This is a genomic window from Catellatospora aurea, from assembly GCF_042663325.1.
GTDB classification, from domain to species: domain Bacteria; phylum Actinomycetota; class Actinomycetes; order Mycobacteriales; family Micromonosporaceae; genus Catellatospora; species Catellatospora aurea.
Window position 1 is genome coordinate 1 of the sequence record NZ_JBHTAC010000072.1, and the last position, 22339, is coordinate 22339.

Here is a 22339-nt window from a genome sequence, read left to right on the forward strand (position 1 = left end):
GGACGCGGCCGCGGCCGTCCGCCCGTCGCCCAGCCGCACCCCGTCGGCCGCGCCGAGCCCGTCGCCCAGCCGGGCCCCGGCCGCGGCGGCCAGCCCGGCCGCCAGCCACGCGCCGAGCCTCGCGCCGGTCGCCGCGCCCAGCCCGTCGCCGAGCGGCCCGGCCGCGGCGACGCAGCCGACCGGCCACCACCCGGCGACCCGGACCGGACCTCGGCCTTAGTCCCTTCGATGATGGGAAGGGCACCTTCTACAACGCGGAGCGTTGTAGAAGGTGCCCTTCCTTCGCTTCGGGCGCCGTTTCGCGAATCGGTGATCGGACGCGAAGGACGTGAAACGGACGTAACATTCGGGGCAGCGGCAAGGGCGGTGGGCGGGCTGCGGCGGAGGAGCGCGCGATGACCGGATTCGGAGTCCACTCGGAGGTCGGCAGGCTGCGCAAGGTGCTGGTGCACCGGCCCGACCTCGCGCTGCGCCGGCTGACCCCGTCCAACCGGGGAGAGCTGCTGTTCGACGACGTGCTGTGGGTGGAGCGGGCGCAGCAGGAGCACGACCAGTTCGTCGCCGAGCTGCGGGCCCGCGACGTCGAGGTGTTCCTGCTGCACGACCTGCTCACCCAGGCGCTGGCGTCACCCGAGGCGCGGGAGTGGGTCATCGGGCACACCGTCAGCCCGTACACGGTCGGTCCGGCCATGGTGGACGCGGTGCGCGAGGCGCTGGCCAACATGGACCCGAAGACGCTCGCCACGCACCTCACCGGCGGGGTGACCCGGGCCGAGCTGATGCGCTTCGCCGACGACGACCGGCTGGCCGCGCGCTCGCTGGCCGTGGCGACCACGGTCGGCTCGTCGTTCATCCTGCCGCCGCTGCCCAACCACCTGTTCACCCGCGACACCTCGTGCTGGATCTACGAGGGCGTCTCGCTGAACCCGATGTACTGGCCCTCGCGCCAACTGGAGACCGTCAACCTGGGCACGGTGTACCGCTTCCACCCGATGTTCCGCCAGGAGAAGATCAACTTCTGGTTCCCGGACGCGGGCGAGGACGAGCACGACGAGTTCGACATACAGTCCTTCGGGCGCTCGTCGATCGAGGGCGGCGACGTGATGCCGGTCGGCAACCGCACGGTCCTGATCGGCATCAGCGAGCGCACCACCCCGCAGATGGTGGAGATCCTGGCGCAGCGGCTGTTCGCCAAGGGCGCCGCCGAACGGATCATCGCGGTGCAGCTGGAACGCAAGCGCCAGTTCATGCACCTGGACGTGGTCTTCACGTTCATGGACCGCGACACGGTCACGGTCTACCCGAAGGTGATCGACGGGACGACGGCGTACAGCATCCGGCCCGGCGACAAGGCCGGCACGCTCGACGTCACCGCCGAGGACAGCTTCCTGGCCGCCGTCGCGCACGCCATCGGGCTGTCCCACGAGAAGGACCTGCGGGTCATCACGACCGGCGGCGACGAGGCCCAGCAGGAGCGCGAGCAGTGGGACTGCGCCAACAACGTGGTCGCGCTGTCGCCCGGCGTGGTCGTGGCGTACTCGAAGAACGTCTACAGCAACCGCCGGTACCGCGAGGCGGGCATCGAGGTCGTCGAGATCGACGGCTTCGAGATCGGCAAGGGCCGCGGCGGCGGCCACTGCATGACCTGCCCCCTGTTGCGCGACCCCTGACCGCCCGAAAGGAAGGGCACCTTCACAACGCATAGCGTTGTGAAGGTGCCCTTCCTTATCAGCGGGTGCGGTGGGCTCGCCATTGGCGGACGGTGTCGTCGGCGTCGACGAGAGCCAGGGCGATGGCGGGGCCCGCGAGTTCGCCGCGGTGGGCGCGGGCGATGCGGGTGTTGAGGTCGGCGACGTAGGCACGGACCGCCTGCTCGGAGGTCTTCTTCGCGACCGCGTCGGGCAGGTCCTCGATGTCGCGGCGCAGCAGCAGGGTCGCCGGGATCGCGGCGGACAGGTTCTCGCGCTGGACCAGGTCGCGCAGCCACCAGTCGTCGGGCAGCACCTCGCCCGCGCCGGGCAGCGGCTTGCCCGTGCCGGGCAGGTCGTCGAACTCGCCGCGCTCGGCCGCCTCACGGATCTGCCGGTCGATGCTCGACTCGTACCAGTGCGCCATCGCCCACCTCCGGATGATCGACTCCTGAAGCCGAATGTAGCTCGGCGACGGAAATCGCTTGCCCCCGGGCAGCGGTTCGGCGCTATCGTGCTCCTCATGCATCAGCACTCCGTCAGCACGACGACGCCGGGACGTCCCGGCGCTCGTACGCGTTGACCTGCTGATCTTTCAGTCGACCGTCGGCCCCGGGGCACACGCCCCGGGGCCGACGCGTATCCGCCCCCGTGTGCCCCGGCCGTTTCACTCCCAGGAGCACACCGTGAAGGACCACCGCCGCCTCGGCCGCGACCTTGAGATCTACCACGCCGACCCCATGATCGGCGCGGGGCTGCCGCTGTGGCTGCCCGCCGGCGCCGCCGCCCGCCACGCCATCGAGGAGTACGTACGCGAGGAGGAGCGCCTGGCCGGATATCAGCACGTGTACTCCCCGCCGCTGGCCAAACGCCAGATGTACCAAAGGTCCGGGCACCTGGCGAAGTTCGCCGACGACATGTTCCCGGCGATGTCCGACGACCCCGGCGCGGCCGCCGACGACCCCGAGGCGCTGATGCTGCGCCCGAGCCTGTGCCCGCACCACGCGATGGTGTTCGGCTCGCGCGGCCGCTCCTACCGCGAGCTGCCGGTACGCGTCGCCGAGCTGGGCGGCATGTACCGCGCCGAGCGTTCCGGCGTCGTCGGCGGGCTGAGCCGGGTCCGGGCGATCTCGCTCAACGACGCGCACGTGTTCTGCTCGCTCGACCAGGTCGGCGCGGAGGTCGCGCTGGTCCTGGCCATGTGCGGGCGGATCCACCCGGCGCTCGGCTTCGCCGCCGACGGCTACCGGCTGTCGCTGCGCGGTCCGGGCGCGGGCTACCTCGGCGCGGACGCGGACTGGGTTCGGGCCGAGTCGTTGCTACGCGACGCGCTGGTGCAGGCCGGGGTGCCGTTCGAGGAGGCGCCGGGCGAGGCCGCGTTCTACGGGCCGAAGATCGACATCCAGGTGCGGGACCTGGCCGGGCGGGAGTCGACCCTGGCCACCGTGCAGGTGGACTTCGCGCAGCCGGAGCGGTTCGACCTGTCGTACACCGAACGCGACGGCAGTCCGGCCCGGCCGGTGATGGTGCACCGCAGCATCGTCGGCAGCATGGAGCGGCTGATGGCGCACCTGCTGGAGGTGCACCAGGGCGCGTTCCCGGCCTGGTACGCCCCCGTGCAGCTGGCCGTGGCCCCGGTCGGCGAGGCCCAGGACGGGGCGGCCCGGTCGTTCGCCGAGCAGGCGCTACGCGCCGGGCTGCGGGCGTCGGTGAGCCTCGACGGGTCGCTCGGGCTGCGCATCCGGGAGGCGGCACAGCGCAAGGTGCCGTACCTGGCGGTCATCGGGTCCCGGGAGGCCGAGTCGGGTGAGGTGTCGCTGCGGCTGCGCGACGGGCGGCAGCTGCCGCCGATGCCGTACGCCGAAGCGCTGGCGCTCGTCAGCGGCGTTGTCGCGAGCCGCTCGCGGGAGCTGCTGCCGTAGGCGTCAGCGCAGTACCGCCTCGACGAAGTCGGCGCCGAGGCGGGCGCAGGCGGCGAGGTTGAGCCGGTAGAGCACGTAACGGCCGCGGCGGCTCACCTCGACCAGCCCGGCCTTGCGCAGCACCGCGAGGTGCCGGGACACCTCCGGGTCGGTGAGCTGCCACGCGCGGGCCAGTTCGGTGGTGGTGTGCGTGCCGCGGGACAGGGTCCGGGCCAGCCGCTGGCGCACCGGGTGGGCGAGCGCCTCCAGCCGCCGCTGCACCAGCTCCAGCGGCACGGCCTCGGGCACGCCGGGTTCGGTGGCCGGATACTGCACCACCGGCCGCCAGCCCGGCGCGTAGACCGCCACCAGGTGCGGGCGGCCGAACGCCGTCGGAGTGAAGGTCACCCCGTCGCCGACCGCGCTGGTCCAGCCGTCGCTGAGCTTGTCGACGACGATGCGCCCGCCGTCCTCGCTCAGCGACAGCGCGGGCGAGATCGCGCCCAGCGCGGCGGCGAGGCCGTGCCGGGCCAGCAGGTCCGCCTTGTGCCGGGCGTCGGCGGCCAGGCCGTGCTGCACCCGGGCCCACACCTCGCCGAAGAACTCGTCGCGGCAGTCCTCCAGCAGGCGGCGCACGCGAGCCCGTACTGCGGGCGGGTCGGCGAGCAGGCGCTCGGTGAAGTCGGCGTGCTGCGGGCCGCGGGCCTGGGCCAGCTCCCGGACCCGCTGCCGGGCCGCCGGGTCGTGCAGCGGGGAGCCGAAACGGGCCTGCGTGATCGCGCCGCAGCTGGTGGCGATCAGCGCGCCGGCGACCCAGGTCTCGTCGGACAGCGCGTCCACGTCGTCCAGCTCCTGTGCCAGCGTCGCGCGCGGCCGGGCGGGCAGCAGGAACTCCGCGCGTGCCGAGCGCCAGAGCTGGTCCGCCTCGAAGATCCGTTCGGCCAGCTCGGGTTTGAGCGCCGACAGCGTCGCCGTGACGAAGCCGTGCAGCGCCGGGTGGTGCGCGGGCTCGACCAGGGCGTGCAGCACCGCGGTCAGCTCGCCGAGCGGCGAGGGGGCGAAGACGTACCGCTCCGGCGGCAGGCCGGTGACGTCGATGGTCAGGCTCACCACGCCATGGTGGCACCACCGCCACGGCCGGGCCGCGCCGATTGACGACCTCCGTCAACCCACGTGCCCGCGGCGGCCGGGCGGGCGCACGGTGCCGGCCATGACCCTCGTCTCCCCCACCCCCGCGCCCCCGGCCGTACCGGCGCGAACGTCCCTGCTGCGCCGCCTCGGCGGGCCGCGTTATGCCGCGGTGCTGGCCGTGGACGCGCTCGGCACGGGCATGCTGCGGCCGTTCCTGCTGCTCTACGGTCTGACCGCGGTCGGCCTGAGCCCCGGCGGCGCGGGCCTGGCGGTGACCGTGGGCCTGCTGGCCGGGCTGGCCGCGCTGCCACCGGCCGGCCGCTGGCTGGACCGCGGCGCACGGTCGACGCCGGTCGCTACGACACTGCTGGTCCGCGCGCTGGGCGCGGCCCTGCTGGTGGCCGCGCCGACCCCGGCCGGGTTCACGATCGGGGCGCTGCTGCTGGGCCTGGGCAGCCAGGCCTGGCCCGCAGCGCATGCCGCGGTGGTGGCCACGCTCGCCACCGGCCGGGAGCGCGACGCCGCGCTGGCCGCGGGCCGGTCGCTACGCAACGCCGCGCTCGGCGTGGGCGCGCTGGTGGCCACCGCGGCCGTCGGCGGCGGGGACACGGCGCTGCGCGGGCTCGCCGCGATCAGCGCCCTCGGCTACCTCGCCTCCGGCATCGGCGCGTGGGGCATGCGCCTGCGCGCGACAGCAGCGCCCGCCGCCCCGTCCGGCGGCACGCGAGGCGAGCTGGCGTACCTGCGGCCGCTGCTGGTGGCGAACCTGCCGTACGCGGCCAACTTCTCGGTGCTGGAGGTGGCGCTGCCCGCGCTGCTGCTGACCTACCTGCACGCGTCGCCCGCGTGGTCGGCGGGCATCTTCGTCGGCAACACCGTCCTGGTGATCACGACGCAGGTGGCGCTGGTGGTGTGGCTCGCCCGGGTGCCGCGGCACCGGGTGCTGGCCGGTTCCGGCGTGCTGCTGGCCGTGGCGTACGTGGGCTTCTGGGGTGCCGGGACGCTCGGCGGCGACGCCGGGCCGATCGCGATCGCGCTGTGCGCCGTCGTCTTCACCGCCGGGGAGATCCTGTACGCGGGCAGCGCCACCGCCCTGGTCATCGCGGGCGCACCCGCGGGTTCCCTCGGCCGGGCGCTGTCGCGTTTCCAGCTGTCCACCGGCATCGGCATGGCGCTCGCTCCGGCGCTGCTGACGTGGCTGCTCACCACCGGTCCGGGCGCGATGTGGGGTGGGCTGGCCGCGATGACGCTGCTGGCCGCGGGCTCGGTGGTAGCGACCTCGACGCGCTCCACGCGGTTAGCAGGGTAGGAACCCCGCTTTCGAGGAGGAATCGCCCATGAAGTCGTCGCGCGTGCTCGGGTACGGACTGGCGGTGTGGCTGGGCATGGTCGGCATCTCGCTGATCCTGCTGCCCGCCGAGGGCAAGCACGAGGCTCTGTACGAGTCGATCAAGCTGACCACGATGGTCGCACTGGTGCTCGGCTTCGCCATCCGCTACCTGCGCAAGCGCCCGACGGCGGCGGGCCCCGAGGGCGTGCTCGTCGGTCTCGTCTGGGCGGCCGTCACCACGGCCGGTGACCTGGGCCTGTACCTGGGCGGCGCGTTCAACATCGGGCTGGACGTCTACTTCTCCGACGTCGCCTCGTCGTACGCGGTGATGCCCGTGATCACCGGCCTGGCGATCGGCCTGCTCGCCCCGAAGCCCACCGGGATCCTGAGCGCCGAGGCGTACGGTGCGGCACTGCCCGCCGCTCAGCCGACCGGGCACTCCGAGGCCGACGAGTTCGCCGCGATGATGGCCGCGGCCGGCGCGGCGGAGGCGACTACCTCCCCGGCAGCGAGCTCGACCGAGACCGACGCGGTGCCCGAGACTCACTCGATCATCGAGGTCAGCCCCACGGCCGAGGCCGACGCGCGTCCCGAACCGGCCGCCGCGTCCCCGGTCCAGGCCGCGCCCGAGGCCCAGGCCACGTCCCCGGTCCAGGCCACGTCCGAGGCCCAGGGTGGTCCCGAGATCCACTCCGTGCCCGAGACCGCTGCGCCCGTGGTCCCGTCGCCCGCCTCGGCGAGTCACGCGGAGGCCACCCTCGTCGGCGCGGCGGCGTCCGCCCACGCGGCCGAGGACACCGACCGCCCGCTGTACATCCCGCGCGGGAATTGCTGACCCGCCCGCCGGGGTTGGCCTTGATCGTCCGACTTGCCAGGCACCTGTGCGTATCCGCGCTCAAGATACGCACGCCTGCCCGGCAAGTCGGACGATCTTGAGCAAGCGCGAGGCGCGGCGAACGCGGGAGTGGCGTGGGTCACACCGTTTGGTTGAGGGAACAACCAAGGTCGTCCTGGACTTGAGTGGGTAAGACTCAAGTTCAGAATGGCAGGTGTCGACGATGACCACACTCCCCGTTCTTCCCCTGGACGACGCCGTTCTGCTGCCCGGCAACGTGGTGGCGGTGGCGCTCCAGCCGGACACCCAGGCCGCGATCGACGCGGCGCGGGCGTCCGGTGACAAGACCGTGCTGGCCGTGCCGCGGCTGGACGGCGAGTACGGCACGTACGGCGTGACCGCGGTGATCGAGAAGGTCGGCCGCCTCCCCAGCGGAGAGCGTGCCGCCGTGCTGCGCGGTGTCACCCGTGCCCGCATCGGCTCGGGCGTGCCCGGACCGGGTGCGGCGCTGTGGGTCGAGGCGACCCTGGTCACCGAGCCGGAACCGGCCGGCCGCGCCAAGGAGCTGGCCCGCGAGTACAAGGCGCTGGTCACCGCCGAGCTGCAGCAGCGCGGCGCGTGGCAGATCATCGACGCGGTCGAGCGGATGACCGACCTGAGCGAGCTGGCCGACTCGGCCGGGTACGCCCCGTGGCTGACGCTGGCGCAGAAGGTGGAGCTGCTCGGCTCGCCGGACGTGACGGCGCGGCTGGAGCTGCTGGTCGGCTGGGCGCGGGAGCACGCGGCCGAGCAGGAGGTCTCCGAGAAGATCAACAGCGAGGTGCGCGAGGGTCTGGAGAAGTCCCAGCGCGAGTTCCTGTTGCGCCAGCAGCTGGCCGCGATCCGCAAGGAGCTGGGTGAGGACGAGCCCGAGGGCTCGGCCGACTACCGGTCCCGGGTGGAGGCCGCCGATCTGCCCGAGAAGGTGCGGGAAGCGGCCATGCGCGAGGTCGGCAAGCTGGAGCGGGCCAGCGACGCCTCCCCGGAGACGAGCTGGATCCGCACCTGGCTGGACACGGTGCTGGAGATGCCGTGGAACGTGCGTACCGACGACAACACCGACCTCGCCGCGGCGCGGGCGGTGCTGGACGCCGACCACGCGGGCCTCGACGACGTCAAGGACCGCATCCTGGAGTACCTGGCGGTGCGCAACCGCCGGGCGGCCCGCAACCTGGAGCAGGTGGGCGGTCGCGGCTCCGGCGCGGTGCTGGCCCTGGCCGGTCCGCCCGGGGTGGGCAAGACCAGCCTCGGCGAGTCCGTCGCACGGGCGCTCGGGCGCAAGTTCGTCCGGGTGTCGCTGGGCGGCGTGCGCGACGAGGCCGAGATCCGCGGCCACCGGCGCACCTACGTCGGCGCGCTGCCGGGCCGCCTGGTCCGGGCGCTGCGCGAGGCGGGTTCGATGAACCCGGTGGTGCTGCTGGACGAGGTCGACAAGATCTCCGCGGGGTACGCCGGCGACCCGGCCGCGGCCCTGTTGGAGGTGCTCGACCCGGCGCAGAACCACACGTTCCGGGACCACTACCTGGAGGTCGACCTCGACCTGTCCGACGTGCTGTTCCTGGCCACCGCGAACGTGGTGGAGACCATCCCCGGCCCGCTGCTGGACCGGATGGAGCTGGTCACCCTGGACGGCTACACCGAGCAGGAGAAGGTCGCCATCGCCCGGGACCACCTGCTGCCGCGGCAGCTCGACCGGGCCGGCCTGACCGCCGACGAGGTGTCGATCAGCGACGGCGCGCTGGGCGCGATCGCCGCCGAGCACACCCGCGAGGCGGGCGTACGCCAACTGGAGCGCGCCCTGGCCCGCATCCTGCGCAAGGTCGCCGTGAAGCAGGCGAGCGACAGCGCGCGGGTGCAGGTCGACAACGGCAACCTCAAGGAGTTCCTGGGCCGTCCCCGGTTCACGCCGGAGTCGGCCGAGCGCACGGCGACGCCGGGTGTCGCGACCGGACTCGCGGTCACCGGAGCGGGCGGCGACGTGCTGTTCATCGAGGCGACCTCGATGGACGGTGAGCCGGGGCTGACCCTGACCGGCCAGCTCGGCGACGTGATGAAGGAGTCGGCGCACATCGCGCTGTCGTACCTGCGCTCGCACGGCCGCAAGCTGGGGCTGGACCCCAACGCGCTGGCCGGGCGGCGGATCCACCTGCACGTGCCCGCGGGCGCGGTGCCCAAGGACGGCCCGAGCGCCGGCATCACCATGGTCACCGCCCTGGCGTCGCTCGCGTCCGGACGTCCGGTCCGGCCGGAGTTCGGCATGACCGGCGAGGTCACGCTGAACGGGCGGGTGCTGCCCATCGGCGGCGTCAAGCAGAAGCTGCTGGCGGCGCACCGGGCGGGCCTCACCGAGGTGATCATCCCGGCCCGCAACGAGCCCGATCTGGACGACGTGCCGGCGGACGTGCGCGAGGGTCTGACGATCCACGTGCTGTCCGATGTCGCCGACGTGCTGGCGCTGGCCCTGCGGCCGGTCGAGCCCGAGGTGACGCAGGCTGGTCCGGTCACGCCGGCCGAGCCCGCCCTGGCCGGGGCGTGACGCTCGGGGGTGAACGGAAAGGGCGTCCCCGCCACCTGTACGGTGGCGGGGACGCCCTTTGTTGCGCTGATCAGAGCGGGTGGACGTTGGCCGCCTGCGGGCCCTTCTGGCCCTGGGTGACCTCGAACTCGACCTGCTGGCCCTCTTGGAGCTCGCGGTATCCGCCACCGGAGATGGCGGAGTAGTGGACGAACACGTCCGCACCCCCGCCGTCCTGCTCGATGAAGCCGAAGCCCTTCTCAGCGTTGAACCACTTGACGGTGCCGGTTGCCATGAATCCCTCTCAGGGGCCGTCGACTGCCCCGCACCGCACTGCGCGGTGCGGCCATTGCCCCACAACCGCTGACCCTAGCGCGCCATGCACGGGAAGGATGACTTTTGCCGACGAACAGGGCGATTCTGCGACCGATCGAGCACCGGATCGGGCATGCTGGGCGAGTGACAGGTCGCGTTGATTGCGCAATGCACGACCTTCAGGACAAAACGCTACCGGCGCAGAGTGACGGACTCGACCGGCTCAGCCTGACCCAGGTGCCCCTCGTGCCCGAGATCCGCCTGCACCTCGCGGTCGACGCGATCGTGTGGTGGGCGCGGATGGAAGCCGAGGCGGGACGCGCCATGCCCACCCCGTTCTGGGCCTCGGCCTGGGCCGGCGGCCAGGGTGTCGCCCGGTATGTGCTCGACCATCCCGAGGTGGCGCGCGGACGCCGGGTGCTCGACCTCGCGGCGGGCTCCGGCCTTGCCGGGATCGCCGCCGGGCTGGCCGGGGCGGCCACGGTGACCGCCAACGACATCGACCCGTACGCCATCGCCGCGGTCGCGCTCAACGCGCGGGCCAACGGGGTGACCGTGACAGGCCGACAGGGCGACCTGCTCGACGGCGACGGCGGCGACGCCGACCTCGTGCTGGCCGGCGACGTCTTCTACAGCGACGAGATGGCCGCCCGGGTACTGCCGTTCCTGCGCCGGGCCGCCGACCGCGGCGCGACGGTGTACGTCGGCGACCCCGGCCGCGACCACCTGCCCACGGGAGAACTCGTGCAGGTGGCGACGTACGACGCCGGGAGCGCGCTGACCTTCATCGACTCCCAGTTGAGCCGGATCAACGTGTTCCGGCTCGGCGGCTGAGCAGCCCGTCCACGGCCCCACCGCACCGCCCGGCACACCCGATTTCACATAGACGCTGGCCTATTGCATCGAATTTTCGGCACTCGGGTTCGATGTGATAGGCCAACGTCTATGCAGGCGGCGGCGGCAGGCCACTGCCGCGAACCCCCGGCGCACCGGCGGCCGCTCCGGCATGCTGAGACCATGACCAGCAAGGGAGTCTGGCCGGCGCTGCCGCTGGCCGAGTGGAAGGACACGCGGGACACCCTGCACATGTGGACCCAGATCGTGGGCAAGGTGCGGCTCGCGCTCGAACCCATGATCAACCAGTGGTGGCAGGTGCCCCTGTACGTGGACGTACGGGGCTTCACCACCTCGCTGATGCCCTACGGCTCGGCCGGGCTGGAGATCACCTTCGACTTCCAGCGGCACGTGCTCCACCTGCACACCACCGGCGGCGAGCACCGTGAGGTCGAACTGCGCCCGCGCAGCGTCGCCGACTTCTACGCCGCCGTGATGCAGTCCCTGGACTCCCTCGGCATGCCGGTCGACATCATGGCCCGCCCGGTGGAGATCCCGGTGGCGATCCCGTTCGCGCAGGACGAGCAGCACTGCGCCTACGACCCGGAGTACGCCCACCGGTTCTGGCTGGCGATGGTCCAGGCGCACCGGGTGTTCACCGCGTTCCGGGCCCGCTTCCAGGGCAAGGTCAGCCCCGTGCATCTGTTCTGGGGCGCGCTGGACCTCGCGGTGACCCGCTTCTCCGGCGAGACGGCTCCGCGGCATCCGGGCGGGGTGCCCAACTGCCCCGACCGGGTCAGCCGGCTGGCCTACGACCACGAGGTGAGCAGCTGCGGCTTCTGGCCCGGCGGTGGCACGGAGGGCGCGTTCTACGCGTACGCCTACCCCGAGCCGCCCGGTTTCCGCGACTGGCCGATCTCCCCGGAACGGGCCCGCTACGACACGGAGCTGGGCGAGTTCCTGCTGCCGTACGAGGTGGTGCGCACCGCCGATGATCCGGACGCGGTGCTGATGTCGTTCCTGCAGTGCACCTACGAGGCCGACGCCGAGCTGGCCAACTGGGACCGCCACGCCCTGGAGGTCCCGGCCGGGGTCTGAGCGGCGGGCGCTGCGCCATCCGCGCCCGCGTTTCCGGTGCAGCGCCTAGCGTGATGACATGTCGGAAACGCCCGCACAGCAGCAGGCCCGCGACCGCGCCCTCGAACTGATCAGGCACCCGGAGTACCTGCGCGTGCTCGGCATCGCCGGGCTGGTGGGTGTGCCGGTGTCGCTGATCGCGTTCGGATTCCTCGCCGTGCTGCACGCCGCCGAGCACCAGGTGTGGCACACCATCCCCCAGGCGCTCACCGGCGGCGACCAGCCGCCCTGGTGGTGGCCGCTGCCCATGCTGGCCCTGGCCGGGCTCGGCGTCGGCGCGGTCGCCCGCTGGGCTCCCGGCCGCGGCGGGCACACCCCCGTCGACGGTCTGGGCGGCCCGCCGCCGAGCGCCTCGGAACTGCCCTGGGTGCTGGTGGCCGCGCTGATCAGCCTGCCGCTGGGCGCGGTGCTCGGGCCGGAGGCCCCGCTCATCGCCGGCGGCGGCGGACTGGCCCTGCTGGCCGCGCACGCGTTCGGCATCTCCCCCGGCAACCGGCGCGCGCTGATCGTCAGCGGCGCGGGCGCGGCGGCGGCGATCGCCGCCATCTTCGGCAGCCCGATCGTCGCGGCCGTCCTGCTGATCGAGATGGTGCAGCTCAGTGGTGTGGCCCTGTCCGCCGTGGTGATCCCGTGCCTGCTGGCGGCCGGTATCGGGTCGATCGTGTTCACCGGGCTCGGGCTGTGGTCCGGGCTGCCGATCGGCTCGCTGACCCTGCCCATCCCGCCCGGCAGCGCCGTCCGGCCCGACATCGGCGACCTGCTGTGGACACTGCCCGTCGCGGTCGTCGCCGCGATCGGCATCCGGGGAGTACGCGGCCTCGCCAAGCAGGTCGCCCCCCGCGTCGCCGCCCGCCCACTGTCGACGACGGTGCTCGCCGCCCTCGGCGTGGGCGTCTGCGCCGCCGCGTACGCCCTGCTCACCGGCCGTTCCCCGGACGAGGTGGCGCTGTCGGGCCAGCAGACGCTGGCTTCCTTGGCCGCCGACCCCCGGGCCTGGCCCGAGGCGGCGCTGCTTGCCCTGCTGGTGTTCAAGGGACTCGGCTACGCGCTGTCCCTGGCGGCGCTGCGCGGCGGCCCGATCTTCCCGGCGGTCAGCCTGGGTGGCGTGCTCGGCGCGCTGGCCGCCCCGCTGCCCGGCTTCGGCGCGGTCCCCGCGATGGCCGCAGGCATGGCCGCCGCCACGGTCGCCATGCTGCCCCTACCCGTCAGCACCGTCGTCCTGGTCGTGCTTCTGCTCGGCCCGCTCGGCTTCGCGATGACCCCCGTGGTCCTCATCGCCACCGTCGTCGCCTACATGACCGAACAACTCGCCGAACACGGCATCAACCACGCCCCCCTCAACCCCTGACCCCACCCACCGCCCACCCACCTGCCGCAACCCTTAAAGAGTCGCGCCCAATCGGGCTTTCCGAAGGCGCGACTCTTTAAGAGTTGCGGCAGGGGACGGCCGCGCCGCGCGCGGCGGGGTGTTATTCGGGGCGGGTCTTGCCGTAGAGCCAGGGCTGGAAGAAGGCGTTCAGGGGGCGGCCCGCGACGCGTTCGGCCAGTGTCACGAACTCGGCGGTGCTGGCGTTGCCGTCGCGCTGCTCGGCGGTCCAGGTGCGCATGATGGTGAAGAACCTGTCGTCGCCGACCAGTTTGCGCAGCGCGTGCAGGGTCATCGCGCCGCGCTCGTACACGCTGCTGGAGAAGATGCCGTCGCTGCCGGGATCGGCGGTCGGCACCCGCCACATCCGGTCCTTGCGGTCCTTGTACCGCCGGTCGTAGTGCTCCTGCACGGTGCGCCCGCCCTGGTGCTCGTCCCACAGCCACTCGGCGTACGTCGCGAAGCCCTCGTTGAGCCACATGTCGCGCCAGGACTGCACCGAGACGCTGTCGCCGAACCACTGGTGGGCCAGCTCGTGCGCCAAAATGATCGTGTCCGGCCCCTTCTCCCAGGTCTTGGGCAGGTAGATGGGCCGGGTCTGGTTCTCCAGCTCGTCGGATACCCGGTTGTCGCCGACCACGATGCCGCCGTACGCGTCGAACGGGTACGGCCCGAACAGGCTCTCCAGGAAGTCGGCGACCTCGGTGGTCCGCGCCAGGTTGCGGTCGGCCTCGCCCACCGGGACGCTCGACGCCACCGCGTAGATCACGGGCTTGCCCCGGTGCCGGGTCTGCGTCACCCGGTAGTCCCCGACGACCATGGTCGCCAGGTAGGAGGCCATCGGCGAGGTGACGTCCCAGCTCCAGGTGGTCCAGTCGCCGTCGGTCTTCTTGCCCTTGAGCACGCCGTTGCTCAGCCCGCTGAGCTTGTTCGGCACGGTCACGTCGATGGTGTAGAGGGCCTTGTCGCGCGGGTGGTCGTTGACCGGGAACCAGGCCGCCGCGGACTGCGGCTCGCCGACCGCGACGGCGCTGTCACGCCCGACGTAGAAGCCGTTGTGGTCGGCGTCGCGCTCCGGGCTCTCCCCCGGATTGCCGTGGTATCTGACGACCGCGGTGAACGCCTGCCCCGAGTCGATGTGCCTGGTCGGAGTGATCACCAGCTCGTCGCGGTCCCGCTTGACCTCGGCCGGGTCGCCCTCGACCACCACGGAGTCCACGGTGAGGCCGATCAGGTCGAGGTGGAAGCGGTCCAGCGGCACGGTGGCCTTGGCCTTGACGGTGGCGGTGCCGTCGAGCCGGCCGGAGGCCGGGTCGAACTTCACCCTCAGCGCGTACGACGCGACGTCGTAGCCGCCGTTGCCGTAGTTCGGGAAGTACGGATCACCGACCCCGGCGAGATCGACTTCGGCCGGGGTTTCTGCCTCCAGTCCGGGCTCCAGGCCCATCGGCCCCGGCTGCGCGGGCGGCGGCGAACCGGTGCACCCGCCCAGCAGCAGTGCGCCCGCCAGCAGCCCGGCGCTCCAAATCCTGACATCACGCACTACTAGGACGATTCGCATGAAATCACATTAAGCGCGCTCAACCAAGATCGGGTGCGGCCAGCCGAACCTCCTCGGCGGACTCGTCGTCGGGCTCCTCCTGCGACTGCCGCTCCGCCTGCACCCGTGCGGTGTAGACCTCGATCTCCTGCTCGATCTCCTTGTCCGACCAGCCCAGCACCCCGCCCATCAGCCGGGCCACCGTCGGGGCCGCCTGCACCCCGCGCGACCAGGTCTCGATCGACGCCCGGGTACGCCTGGCCAGCACGTCGTCGACGTGCAGCGCACCCTCGTGCGACGCGGCGTACACCGCCTCCGCGCCCAGATAGTCGTCCGCCCCCGGCAGTGGCTCGGCCAGCGACGGATCATCGGCGACCAACCGCAGCAACTCGTGGATCATCGATCCGTACCGGTTGAGCAGGTGCTCGATGCGCACGACGTGCAACCCCGACTCCTGCGCCAGCAGGTGCCGCCGGTTCCACAGCACCTTGTAGCCCTCGGCCCCGGCCAGCGGCACCTCGTGCGTCATCGATTCCGGCACCCGCTGGTCCAGATTGCGCACCGCCTCGTCGACCGCGTCCTTGCCCATCACCCGGTACGTCGTGTACTTGCCGCCGGCGATCACCACCAGCCCCGGCACCGGGTGCCCGACCAGGTGTTCCCGGGACAGCTTGCTGGTCTCCTCGGACTCCCCGGCCAGCAGCGGCCGCAGCCCGGCGTAGACACCCTCGACATCGGCCTTGGTCAGCTTGGTGACCAGCACCGAGTTCACGTGCTCCAGGATGTACCTGATGTCGCTGGCGGTGGCCGCCGGGTGGGCCAGGTCCAGGTTCCAGTCCGTGTCGGTGGTGCCGACGATCCAGTGCCGCCCCCACGGGATCACGAACAGCACGCTCTTCTCGGTGCGCAGGATCAGCCCGGTGCGCGACTGGATGCGGTCGCGCGGCACCAGCAGGTGCACACCCTTGGACGCGCGCACGTGGAACTGCCCGCGGGTGTCGGCCATCCGCTGCGTCTCGTCGGTCCACACACCCGTCGCGTTGATCACCTGCTGCGCGCGGATCTCGTACATCTCCCCGGTGACCACGTCCTCGACCTGCGCGCCGACGACCCGCTCGCCCTCGCGCAGGAACTCGGTGATCCGGGCCCGGTTGGCGACCATCGCGCCGTAGGACGCCGCGGTCCGCACCACGGTCATGGTGTGCCGGGCGTCGTCGACCTGGCCGTCCCAGTACTGCACCGCGCCGACCAGCGAGGCCCTCTTCAGGCACGGCGCCTCGCGCAGTGCCCGCCGGTGGCTCAGGTGCCGGTGGCGCGGCACCCCGCGGCCGCTGCCGGTGCCCAGCCCCATCGTGTCGTACAGCATCACGCCCGAGCCGACGTACGGCCGCTCCCACACCCGGTGCGTCAGCGGGTACAGGAACTTCACGGGCTTGACCAGGTGCGGGGCGAGCCGGGTGAGCAGCAGCGCCCGCTCCTTCAGCGCCTCGGCGACCAGTCCGAAGTCCAGCATCTCCAGGTAGCGCAGGCCGCCGTGGATCAGCTTGCTGGACCGGCTGGACGTGCCGGAGGCCCAGTCCCGCGCCTCGACCAGGCCCGTGGTCAGCCCCCGGGTGACCGCGTCCAGCGCCGCGCCGGCGCCGACCACGCCGCCTCCGATGACGAGGATGTCCAGTTCACGAGCGGCCATGTCGGCCAGCGCCTGGCGGCGCGACTCAGCGGAAAGCGCGACGACGTCCATCGGTGGCCCCTTACCCGACCTCGACCCAGTTCAGGGTCCGCTCGACGGCCTTCTTCCAGCCCTGGTAGCCCACTTCGCGCTGCTCGTCGGTCCACGTCGGCTCCCAGCGCTGGTCCTCGTGCCACTGCTCGCGCAGCTGGTCGGTGTTCTGCCAGAACCCGACGGCGAGCCCGGCCGCGTACGCCGCGCCCAGCGCCGTCGTCTCGGCGACCACGGGTTTGCTGACCGGCACGCCGAGGATGTCGGCCTGCAGCTGCATGCACAGCTTGTTGGCGGTGATGCCGCCGTCGACCTTCAGGAACTCCAGGGCCACCCCGGAGTCCTTCTCCATCGCCTCGACCACGTCGCGCGACTGGTAACAGATCGCCTCCAGAGCGGCGCGGGCCAGGTGCGCGTTGGTGTTGAAGCGGGACAGGCCCACGATCACCCCGCGTGCGTCGGAGCGCCAGTACGGCGCGAACAGGCCCGAGAACGCGGGCACGAAGTAGATGCCGCCGTTGTCCTCGACCTGCCGGGCCAGCGACTCGCTCTGCGCCGCGCCGCTGATGATGCCGAGCTGGTCGCGCAGCCACTGGATGGCCGAACCGGTCACCGCGATGGAGCCTTCCAGGGCGTACACCGCGGGCTCGTCGCCGAACTTGTAGCAGACCGTGGTGAGCAGGCCCGACTTCGAGCGCACCAGCTCGGTGCCGGTGTTGAGCAGCATGAAGTTGCCGGTGCCGTAGGTGTTCTTGGCCTCGCCGGGCGAGAAGCACACCTGGCCGACCGTGGCCGCCTGCTGGTCGCCCAGCGACGCCGGCAGCGGGATCTCTCCCGCGAACGGGCCGCCCGCCCGGGTCATGCCGTACAGCGACGGGTCCGACGACGGCCGGATCTCCGGCAGCATCGCGCGCGGGATGTCGAAGAACGACAGCAGCTCGTCGTCCCAGTCCAGGGTCTCCAGGTTCATCAGCATGGTGCGGCTGGCGTTGGTCACGTCGGTGATGTGCACGCCGCCGTCGGAGCCGCCGGTCAGGTACCACAGCGTCCAGGTGTCGGTGTTGCCGAACAGGGCGTCGCCGCGCTGGGCGGCCTCGCGTACGCCGTCGACGTTCTCCAGGATCCACTGGATCTTGCCGCCGGAGAAGTACGTCGCGGGCGGCAGCCCGGCCTTGCGCCGGATGGTGTCGCCGCGGCCGTCGCGGTCCAGCGCCGCGGCGATGCGGTCGGTGCGGGTGTCCTGCCACACGATCGCGTTGTAGTAGGGCCGCCCGGTCCTGCGGTCCCAGACCACGGTCGTCTCGCGCTGGTTGGTGATGCCGACCGCGGCCAGGTCCGAGGCCTGCAACTTGCGCTGGGCCAGCGCCGTGCGGACGACGGCGCTGGTCCGCTCCCAGATCTCCAGCGGGTTGTGCTCCACCCAGCCCGCCTGCGGCAGGTACTGCTTGTGCTCGAGCTGGTGCTTGCCGACCTCGTTGCCGCCCCGGTCGAAGATCATGAACCGTGTGCTCGTCGTCCCCTGATCGATCGCACCCACGAAGTCAGCCATCTCGCGTCCCTCTCCACTGAACGTGCCGGTCGCTGTTCTCACGCGTTGTTCTCGGACGTGCCGGACTCCTTCACGCCGACCGTGCCGACCGGCGTGACCGCCTCCTCCACCTGCTCGGCCGTGAGATACCGGCCGATGAACAGGTGGTACAGCCAGGCGCCCAGCGGTCCGCCGATGAGCGGCCCGAGGATCGGCACCCAGAAATAGAGATTCCCATACTGATCTCTGAACGCGGACTCGTAACCGGTCAGATAAGACGCCAGCCGAGGCCCGAAGTCGCGGGCCGGGTTGATCGCGTAGCCGGCCGCGGTACCCCAGGCCATGCCGATCGCGACCACGAGCAGGCCGATCATCAGCGGGGCCAGGTTGGCCAGCGGCGGCAGGTTGAGCAGGTCGGTGAGCGCCAGCACCATGAACAGCAGGATCGCCGTGCCGATGATCTGGTCGCGGAACGCGCCCCAGATGTCGATCGGCAGCGAGCCGTTGCCGGGCAGGGTGGAGAAGACCCCCTGCGTCTTCATGGTCAGGCCGGGGTCCACCGCGTGCAGCATCTCGGTGTAGTTCCAGCGCACGATCAGCGCCGCCACGAACGCGCCCAGGAACTGCGCGATGATGTAAGGCACGACCTTGATCCAGGGGAATCCTTTGAAGATCGCCAGCGAGAAGGTCACCGCCGGGTTGATGTGCGCGCCGCTGATCCGCGCGGCCGTGTAGACACCGAGCGTGACGCCCAGGCCCCAGGCCCAGGCGATGCTGTCGTGATCGCCCAGCCCGCCGGCGACCACCTGCGCCACCACGCCGACGCCGAACAGGATCAGGATCATCGTGCCCGCGAACTCCGCGCTCAGCTCGCGCCACAGCCCTGCGGTGGGTTTCGCCTTCTCTACGGTCCCAGAACTTGCCATGTCTGTCCGCCCCCCAGTGGTGTCCGCGGGTAGGGGCGGCGAGGCCGTGCGGCGCGCATTCACATCGTGTGCCGTCGCGGCAGGAAAACCGCCGCCGACCACCGAAAACGGTGATCCACTCGCGCTACCTGTCCAGCATAGAACGATTCGCGTCCCGCCTGGATCGCTCTCCGATACCCGCTGCCTGGAATGCGTTCGTCGGGGGCGATGCGTACTAGATGGGCATTATTCGCCGGGCTCCAGCGTCGTGTCACGAACCGCGGCGCGCACCTCGTCCAGCGCCGTCGGGGCCGCCGACAGGGTCCGGCAGCCCGTCGACAGCAGCAGCGGCACCAGCGCCGGGTCACCGGCGGCGTCGCCGCACACCGACACGTCCCGGTCGTGCCGGCGGCCCGCGCGCACCACCGCCGTGACCGCCGCCAGCACCACCGGCTCGGCGATCCGGCCCGGCGTCAGCGCCGGATCACGCCGGTCCAGCCCGAGCAGCGCCGCGGTCAGGTCGTTGCTGCCGATCGACAGGAAGTCGGCCGCGGCCGCGAGCTCGTCGACCGACTCCACCGCCTCGGGCAGCTCGATCATCGCGCCCAGCGGCGGTGCGGGCACCCCGCGCTCGGCCGCGGCCGCACCGAGCAGTTCCCGGCAGCGGGCCAGCTGGGCCACCGAGACCACCATCGGGATCATGACCCGCAGCTGGGCGCCGTCGGCCTCGTCGAGGATGGCCGCGAACTGGTCGGCGAGCGCATGCGGGTTGTCCAGCATCAGCTCCAGCCCGCGATGGCGCGACGAGGTGCCCCACAGGAACGGCGGCAGCTTGTCCGGCGCGAAGTCGAGGGTGCGCACCGTCGCCCGGTGCCCGGCCAGCGCCGCCAGCACCGGCCGCAGCGCCGCGGCGTGCTCGGCGCGGGTCGGCCAGTGCCGCGTGTTCAGGAAGGCCACCTCGGTGCGGATCAGCCCGGACCCCTGCGCCCCGGCGGCCAGGCCCGCCACCGCGTCCGCCGCCGTGGAGACGTTGACCAGCAGCGTCACCGGGGTGCCGTCCAGGGTCACCGCCGGCTGGCCGCGCAACGCCGCCAGCTCCTCGCGCCGCCGACGCGCCACCATCGCCGACCGGCGGGCGGCCTCCAGCCGTTGCGCCGTCGGGGACACCGTCAGCGTCGCCACGACCGCGTCCAGCACCGCCTCCCGGCCCGCCGACGACGTCGGCACGTTCACCCCGAACAGCAGCGGCACGCCGAGCGCCCGCGCCACGATCGCCACGTGCGCGTTCGGCCCGCCGAGCCGGGACACCCCGCCCACCACGGTGGCCGACGGGTCGAGCAGGTCGTCGGCGCCCAGCTCCTCGGCGACCAGGATCACCGGCTCGTCGTCGGGCACCGGGGCCGGGCCGCCGCCCATCCGCAACTGATCGACCACGCGGCGGCCGATCTGGCGCACGTCGGCGGACCGGGCCGCCAGCGTCGGGTCCGAGAGCGCGGCCAGCACGTTCGCGTACCGCTCCGCCGCGTCGAGCACCGCCCGGTCCGCCGGGGTGCCGTTCTCGACCTCGCCGATCGCGGCCGAGCGCAGGTCGGGATCGTCGGCGATGAGCGCGGTCGCCTCCAGGATGTCGGCGGGCGTGCCGTTCTCGCCCCGGGCGCGCATGCTCTGCACGTCGCGGCGCAGCCGGGCCGCGATCGCCCCGAACGCCGCCCCGACCTGGTCCGGGGTGGCGGTCGCCGATTCGCCGTTGGTGCCGTACGCCAGATGGCGCAGCTTGCCCACCGCGATCCCGGGCGCGCCCGCCGTCCCGCAGTAGACCTCGGGTCTCATGGCGCGGCGGTGTCGGCGAGGGCCTGGAAGATCAGCCAGGTCGAGGTGGCGCCCGGGTCCTGGTGCCCGATGCTGCGCTCGCCGAGGTACGACGCACGCCCCTTGCGGGCCTGCAGCGGCACCGTGGCCCGCATGCCCTCGGCCGCGGCCTGCGCGGCGGCGCGGGCGGCCGCGCCCAGCCCGCCGTCGCCGTCCCCGGCGTGCTCGCGCAGCGCCGCGTCGTAGGCGTCGACCGCGGGCAGGTACGCGTCCACGATGGTCTTGTCGCCGGGCGCGGCCCCGCCGAGCTTGCGCAGCGCCTCCAGCCCGGCGCGCAGCCCCGCCCCGAACGCGGCCGCGTCCACCTCCGGCCCCTCCGGCAGCGACTTGCCCAGTGCCCGCAGCGCGCTGCCGTACAGCGGCCCGGCCGCCCCGCCGACCTTCGACACCAGCGTCGACCCGGCCAGCGTGAACACCGCGCCGACGCCGTCGGGTGCGGCCCCGGCCAGCGCGGTGCGCACCGCGCCGAAGCCGCGGTTCATGTTGACGCCGTGGTCGGAGTCGCCGATCGCGGCGTCCAGCGTGGTCAGCTGGTCGGCCTGGGCCGCGATGGCGTCCGCGGCGGCGTCCAGCCAGGCCTTGGCGAGCGCGACGTCCATCAGACCCCCCAGCGCAGGGCCGGGGTGCGCACCGGGGCGTCCCACAGCCGCAGCAGCTCCGGGTCGGCCCGGCACACCGTCAGCGACATGCCCGCCATGTCCAAGCTGGTCACGTAGTTGCCCACGAGGTTGCGCGCGATCCGCACCCCGGCCGACTCCAGCAGCCCCGCGAACTCGCCGTAGAGCAGGTACAGCTCGATCAGCGGGGTCGCGCCGAGCCCGTTCATCAGCACGATCGCGTCCTCGCCCGCGGCGACGGGTTTCGCGGCGAGGATCGCCTCCAGCGTCATCGTGGCGATGTCGCGGGCGGGCAGCAGCTTCTCCCGGCGGCGGCCGGGCTCGCCGTGGATGCCGACGCCGACCTCCATCTCGTCCTCGCCCAGCTCGAAGCCGGGCCGCCCGGCCGCGGGCGTGGTGCACGGGGTCAGGGCGATCGCGAACGAGGCGCTGGCCTCGTTGACCCGGGTGCCCAGCGCGGCCACTGAGGCCGCGTCCCCGCCCTCCTCGGCCAGCGCCCCGGCGATCTTCTCGACCAGCATCGTCGCGCCCGTGCCCCGGCGGCCCGCGGTCCAGGTGGAGTCCTCCACCGCCACGTCGTCGTCGACCAGCACCGAGTGCACCTCGATGCCCTCGTCGGCGGACAGCTCCGCGGCCAGCTGGAAGTTCATGACGTCGCCGGTGTAGTTCTTCACGATGTGCACCACGCCCGATCCGGCGTCGATCGCCTTCGCCGCAGCCAGGATCTGGTCCGGCACGGGCGAGGTGAACACCTCGCCGGGGCAGGCCGCGTCGAGCATGCCCAGCCCCACGAAACCGGCGTGCAAGGGCTCGTGGCCCGACCCGCCGCCGGAGATCAGGCCGACCTTGCCGGCCCGGGGCGCGTCGGCCCGTACCACTATCTGCTGTTCCAGGTCCACCCGCAGGTCCGGGTGGGCGGCGGCCAGCCCCACCAGCGACTCACGGACCACCGCGTCCGGATGGTTGATGAACTTCTTCACGGCCGGGCTCCCTTCACGGGCGTCGTCAGGTCCATCCTGCCCCGACCGGGCGCAGTGTGCCCGGTTTACCGGTCCGCGGGGCTACCATC

Annotated in this window: 19 protein-coding genes; 9 read left to right on the top strand and 10 right to left on the bottom strand. The window is 72.6% G+C overall.

All coding sequences use genetic code 11. From position 1 onward, the window contains the following. Positions 1-220 (top strand): hypothetical protein (locus tag ACFQO7_RS36475; protein WP_376810676.1); only part of this gene is annotated, 220 nt, incomplete at its 5' end. A 175-nt stretch (positions 221-395) separates the two neighbouring features. Continuing rightward, on the top strand, positions 396-1670 hold the full coding sequence (locus ACFQO7_RS36480) for an arginine deiminase (RefSeq protein ID WP_376810677.1): 1275 nt from the start codon (positions 396-398) through the stop codon (positions 1668-1670). A gap of 58 nt (positions 1671-1728) precedes the next feature. On the opposite strand, the gene ACFQO7_RS36485 is transcribed toward ACFQO7_RS36480, so the two are convergent. Next, on the bottom strand, positions 1729-2115 hold the full coding sequence (locus tag ACFQO7_RS36485) for a DnaJ family domain-containing protein (RefSeq protein WP_376810678.1): 387 nt from the start codon (positions 2113-2115) through the stop codon (positions 1729-1731). Between the two features lie 226 nt (positions 2116-2341). Here ACFQO7_RS36485 and thrS point away from each other — a divergent pair, with 226 nt between their 5' ends. Continuing rightward, positions 2342-3610 (top strand): threonine--tRNA ligase, encoded by a 1269-nt coding sequence (gene thrS / locus ACFQO7_RS36490; protein WP_376810679.1) that lies wholly within the window; start codon positions 2342-2344, stop codon positions 3608-3610. Between the two features lie 3 nt (positions 3611-3613). Here the strand turns inward: thrS and ACFQO7_RS36495 are convergent, their stop codons facing one another. Then, complete coding sequence (locus ACFQO7_RS36495; RefSeq protein ID WP_376810680.1) at positions 3614-4699, bottom strand: DUF5937 family protein; 1086 nt, start codon at positions 4697-4699, stop codon at positions 3614-3616. 100 nt (positions 4700-4799) lie between these two features. Here ACFQO7_RS36495 and ACFQO7_RS36500 point away from each other — a divergent pair, with 100 nt between their 5' ends. The 3 genes from ACFQO7_RS36500 to lon all read left to right on the top strand — a co-directional run bounded on the left by ACFQO7_RS36500 (position 4800) and on the right by lon (position 9460). Beyond that, complete coding sequence (locus ACFQO7_RS36500; RefSeq protein WP_376810681.1) at positions 4800-6029, top strand: MFS transporter; 1230 nt, start codon at positions 4800-4802, stop codon at positions 6027-6029. A gap of 28 nt (positions 6030-6057) precedes the next feature. Beyond that, on the top strand, positions 6058-6885 hold the full coding sequence (locus ACFQO7_RS36505) for a hypothetical protein (protein WP_376810682.1): 828 nt from the start codon (positions 6058-6060) through the stop codon (positions 6883-6885). Positions 6886-7108: 223 nt separating this feature from the next. After that, on the top strand, positions 7109-9460 hold the full coding sequence (lon, locus tag ACFQO7_RS36510; protein WP_376810683.1) for an endopeptidase La: 2352 nt from the start codon (positions 7109-7111) through the stop codon (positions 9458-9460). Positions 9461-9530: 70 nt separating this feature from the next. Here the strand turns inward: lon and ACFQO7_RS36515 are convergent, their stop codons facing one another. Then, positions 9531-9734 carry a cold-shock protein gene (locus ACFQO7_RS36515; RefSeq protein WP_144124622.1) on the bottom strand — a complete coding sequence of 68 codons (204 nt, stop codon included), beginning with the start codon at positions 9732-9734 and terminating at the stop codon, positions 9531-9533. Positions 9735-9922: 188 nt separating this feature from the next. On the opposite strand from ACFQO7_RS36515, the gene ACFQO7_RS36520 reads away from it, so the two are divergent. From ACFQO7_RS36520 to ACFQO7_RS36530, 3 genes are all read left to right on the top strand, one after another. Beyond that, the gene (locus tag ACFQO7_RS36520) at positions 9923-10588 is read left to right on the top strand and encodes a class I SAM-dependent methyltransferase (protein WP_376810684.1); all 666 of its coding nucleotides are present in this window, start codon (positions 9923-9925) and stop codon (positions 10586-10588) included. Positions 10589-10771: 183 nt separating this feature from the next. Beyond that, a complete protein-coding gene (locus ACFQO7_RS36525; protein ID WP_376810685.1) occupies positions 10772-11686 on the top strand; it encodes a DUF5996 family protein in 915 nt (304 codons plus the stop codon). 58 nt (positions 11687-11744) lie between these two features. Beyond that, positions 11745-13073 (top strand): chloride channel protein, encoded by a 1329-nt coding sequence (locus ACFQO7_RS36530; RefSeq protein WP_376810686.1) that lies wholly within the window; start codon positions 11745-11747, stop codon positions 13071-13073. 121 nt (positions 13074-13194) lie between these two features. Here the strand turns inward: ACFQO7_RS36530 and ACFQO7_RS36535 are convergent, their stop codons facing one another. The 7 genes from ACFQO7_RS36535 to dhaK all read right to left on the bottom strand — a co-directional run bounded on the left by ACFQO7_RS36535 (position 13195) and on the right by dhaK (position 22250). Further along, positions 13195-14652, bottom strand: a complete 1458-nt coding sequence (locus tag ACFQO7_RS36535) for a M1 family metallopeptidase (RefSeq protein ID WP_376810687.1) — start codon at positions 14650-14652, stop codon at positions 13195-13197. Between the two features lie 19 nt (positions 14653-14671). Further along, entirely contained in the window at positions 14672-16372 is a 1701-nt protein-coding gene (locus tag ACFQO7_RS36540; RefSeq protein ID WP_376810688.1) for a glycerol-3-phosphate dehydrogenase/oxidase, read from the bottom strand. A 10-nt stretch (positions 16373-16382) separates the two neighbouring features. Further along, positions 16383-17900: a glycerol kinase GlpK gene (gene glpK / locus ACFQO7_RS36545; protein ID WP_376810689.1), complete on the bottom strand. Its 1518-nt coding sequence runs from the start codon at positions 17898-17900 to the stop codon at positions 16383-16385. A 38-nt stretch (positions 17901-17938) separates the two neighbouring features. Further along, complete coding sequence (locus ACFQO7_RS36550) at positions 17939-18805, bottom strand: MIP/aquaporin family protein (protein ID WP_376810690.1); 867 nt, start codon at positions 18803-18805, stop codon at positions 17939-17941. Between the two features lie 225 nt (positions 18806-19030). Beyond that, positions 19031-20614 carry a putative PEP-binding protein gene (locus ACFQO7_RS36555; RefSeq protein ID WP_376810691.1) on the bottom strand — a complete coding sequence of 528 codons (1584 nt, stop codon included), beginning with the start codon at positions 20612-20614 and terminating at the stop codon, positions 19031-19033. Then, positions 20611-21252 carry a dihydroxyacetone kinase subunit DhaL gene (dhaL, locus tag ACFQO7_RS36560; protein WP_376810692.1) on the bottom strand — a complete coding sequence of 214 codons (642 nt, stop codon included), beginning with the start codon at positions 21250-21252 and terminating at the stop codon, positions 20611-20613. The genes ACFQO7_RS36555 and dhaL overlap by 4 nt, the downstream gene beginning before the upstream one ends. Then, positions 21252-22250, bottom strand: coding sequence for a dihydroxyacetone kinase subunit DhaK (gene dhaK / locus ACFQO7_RS36565; protein WP_361041514.1), 999 nt, complete (start codon positions 22248-22250; stop codon positions 21252-21254). Before dhaK ends, dhaL begins: the two co-directional genes overlap by 1 nt. Positions 22251-22339 lie beyond the last annotated feature (89 nt).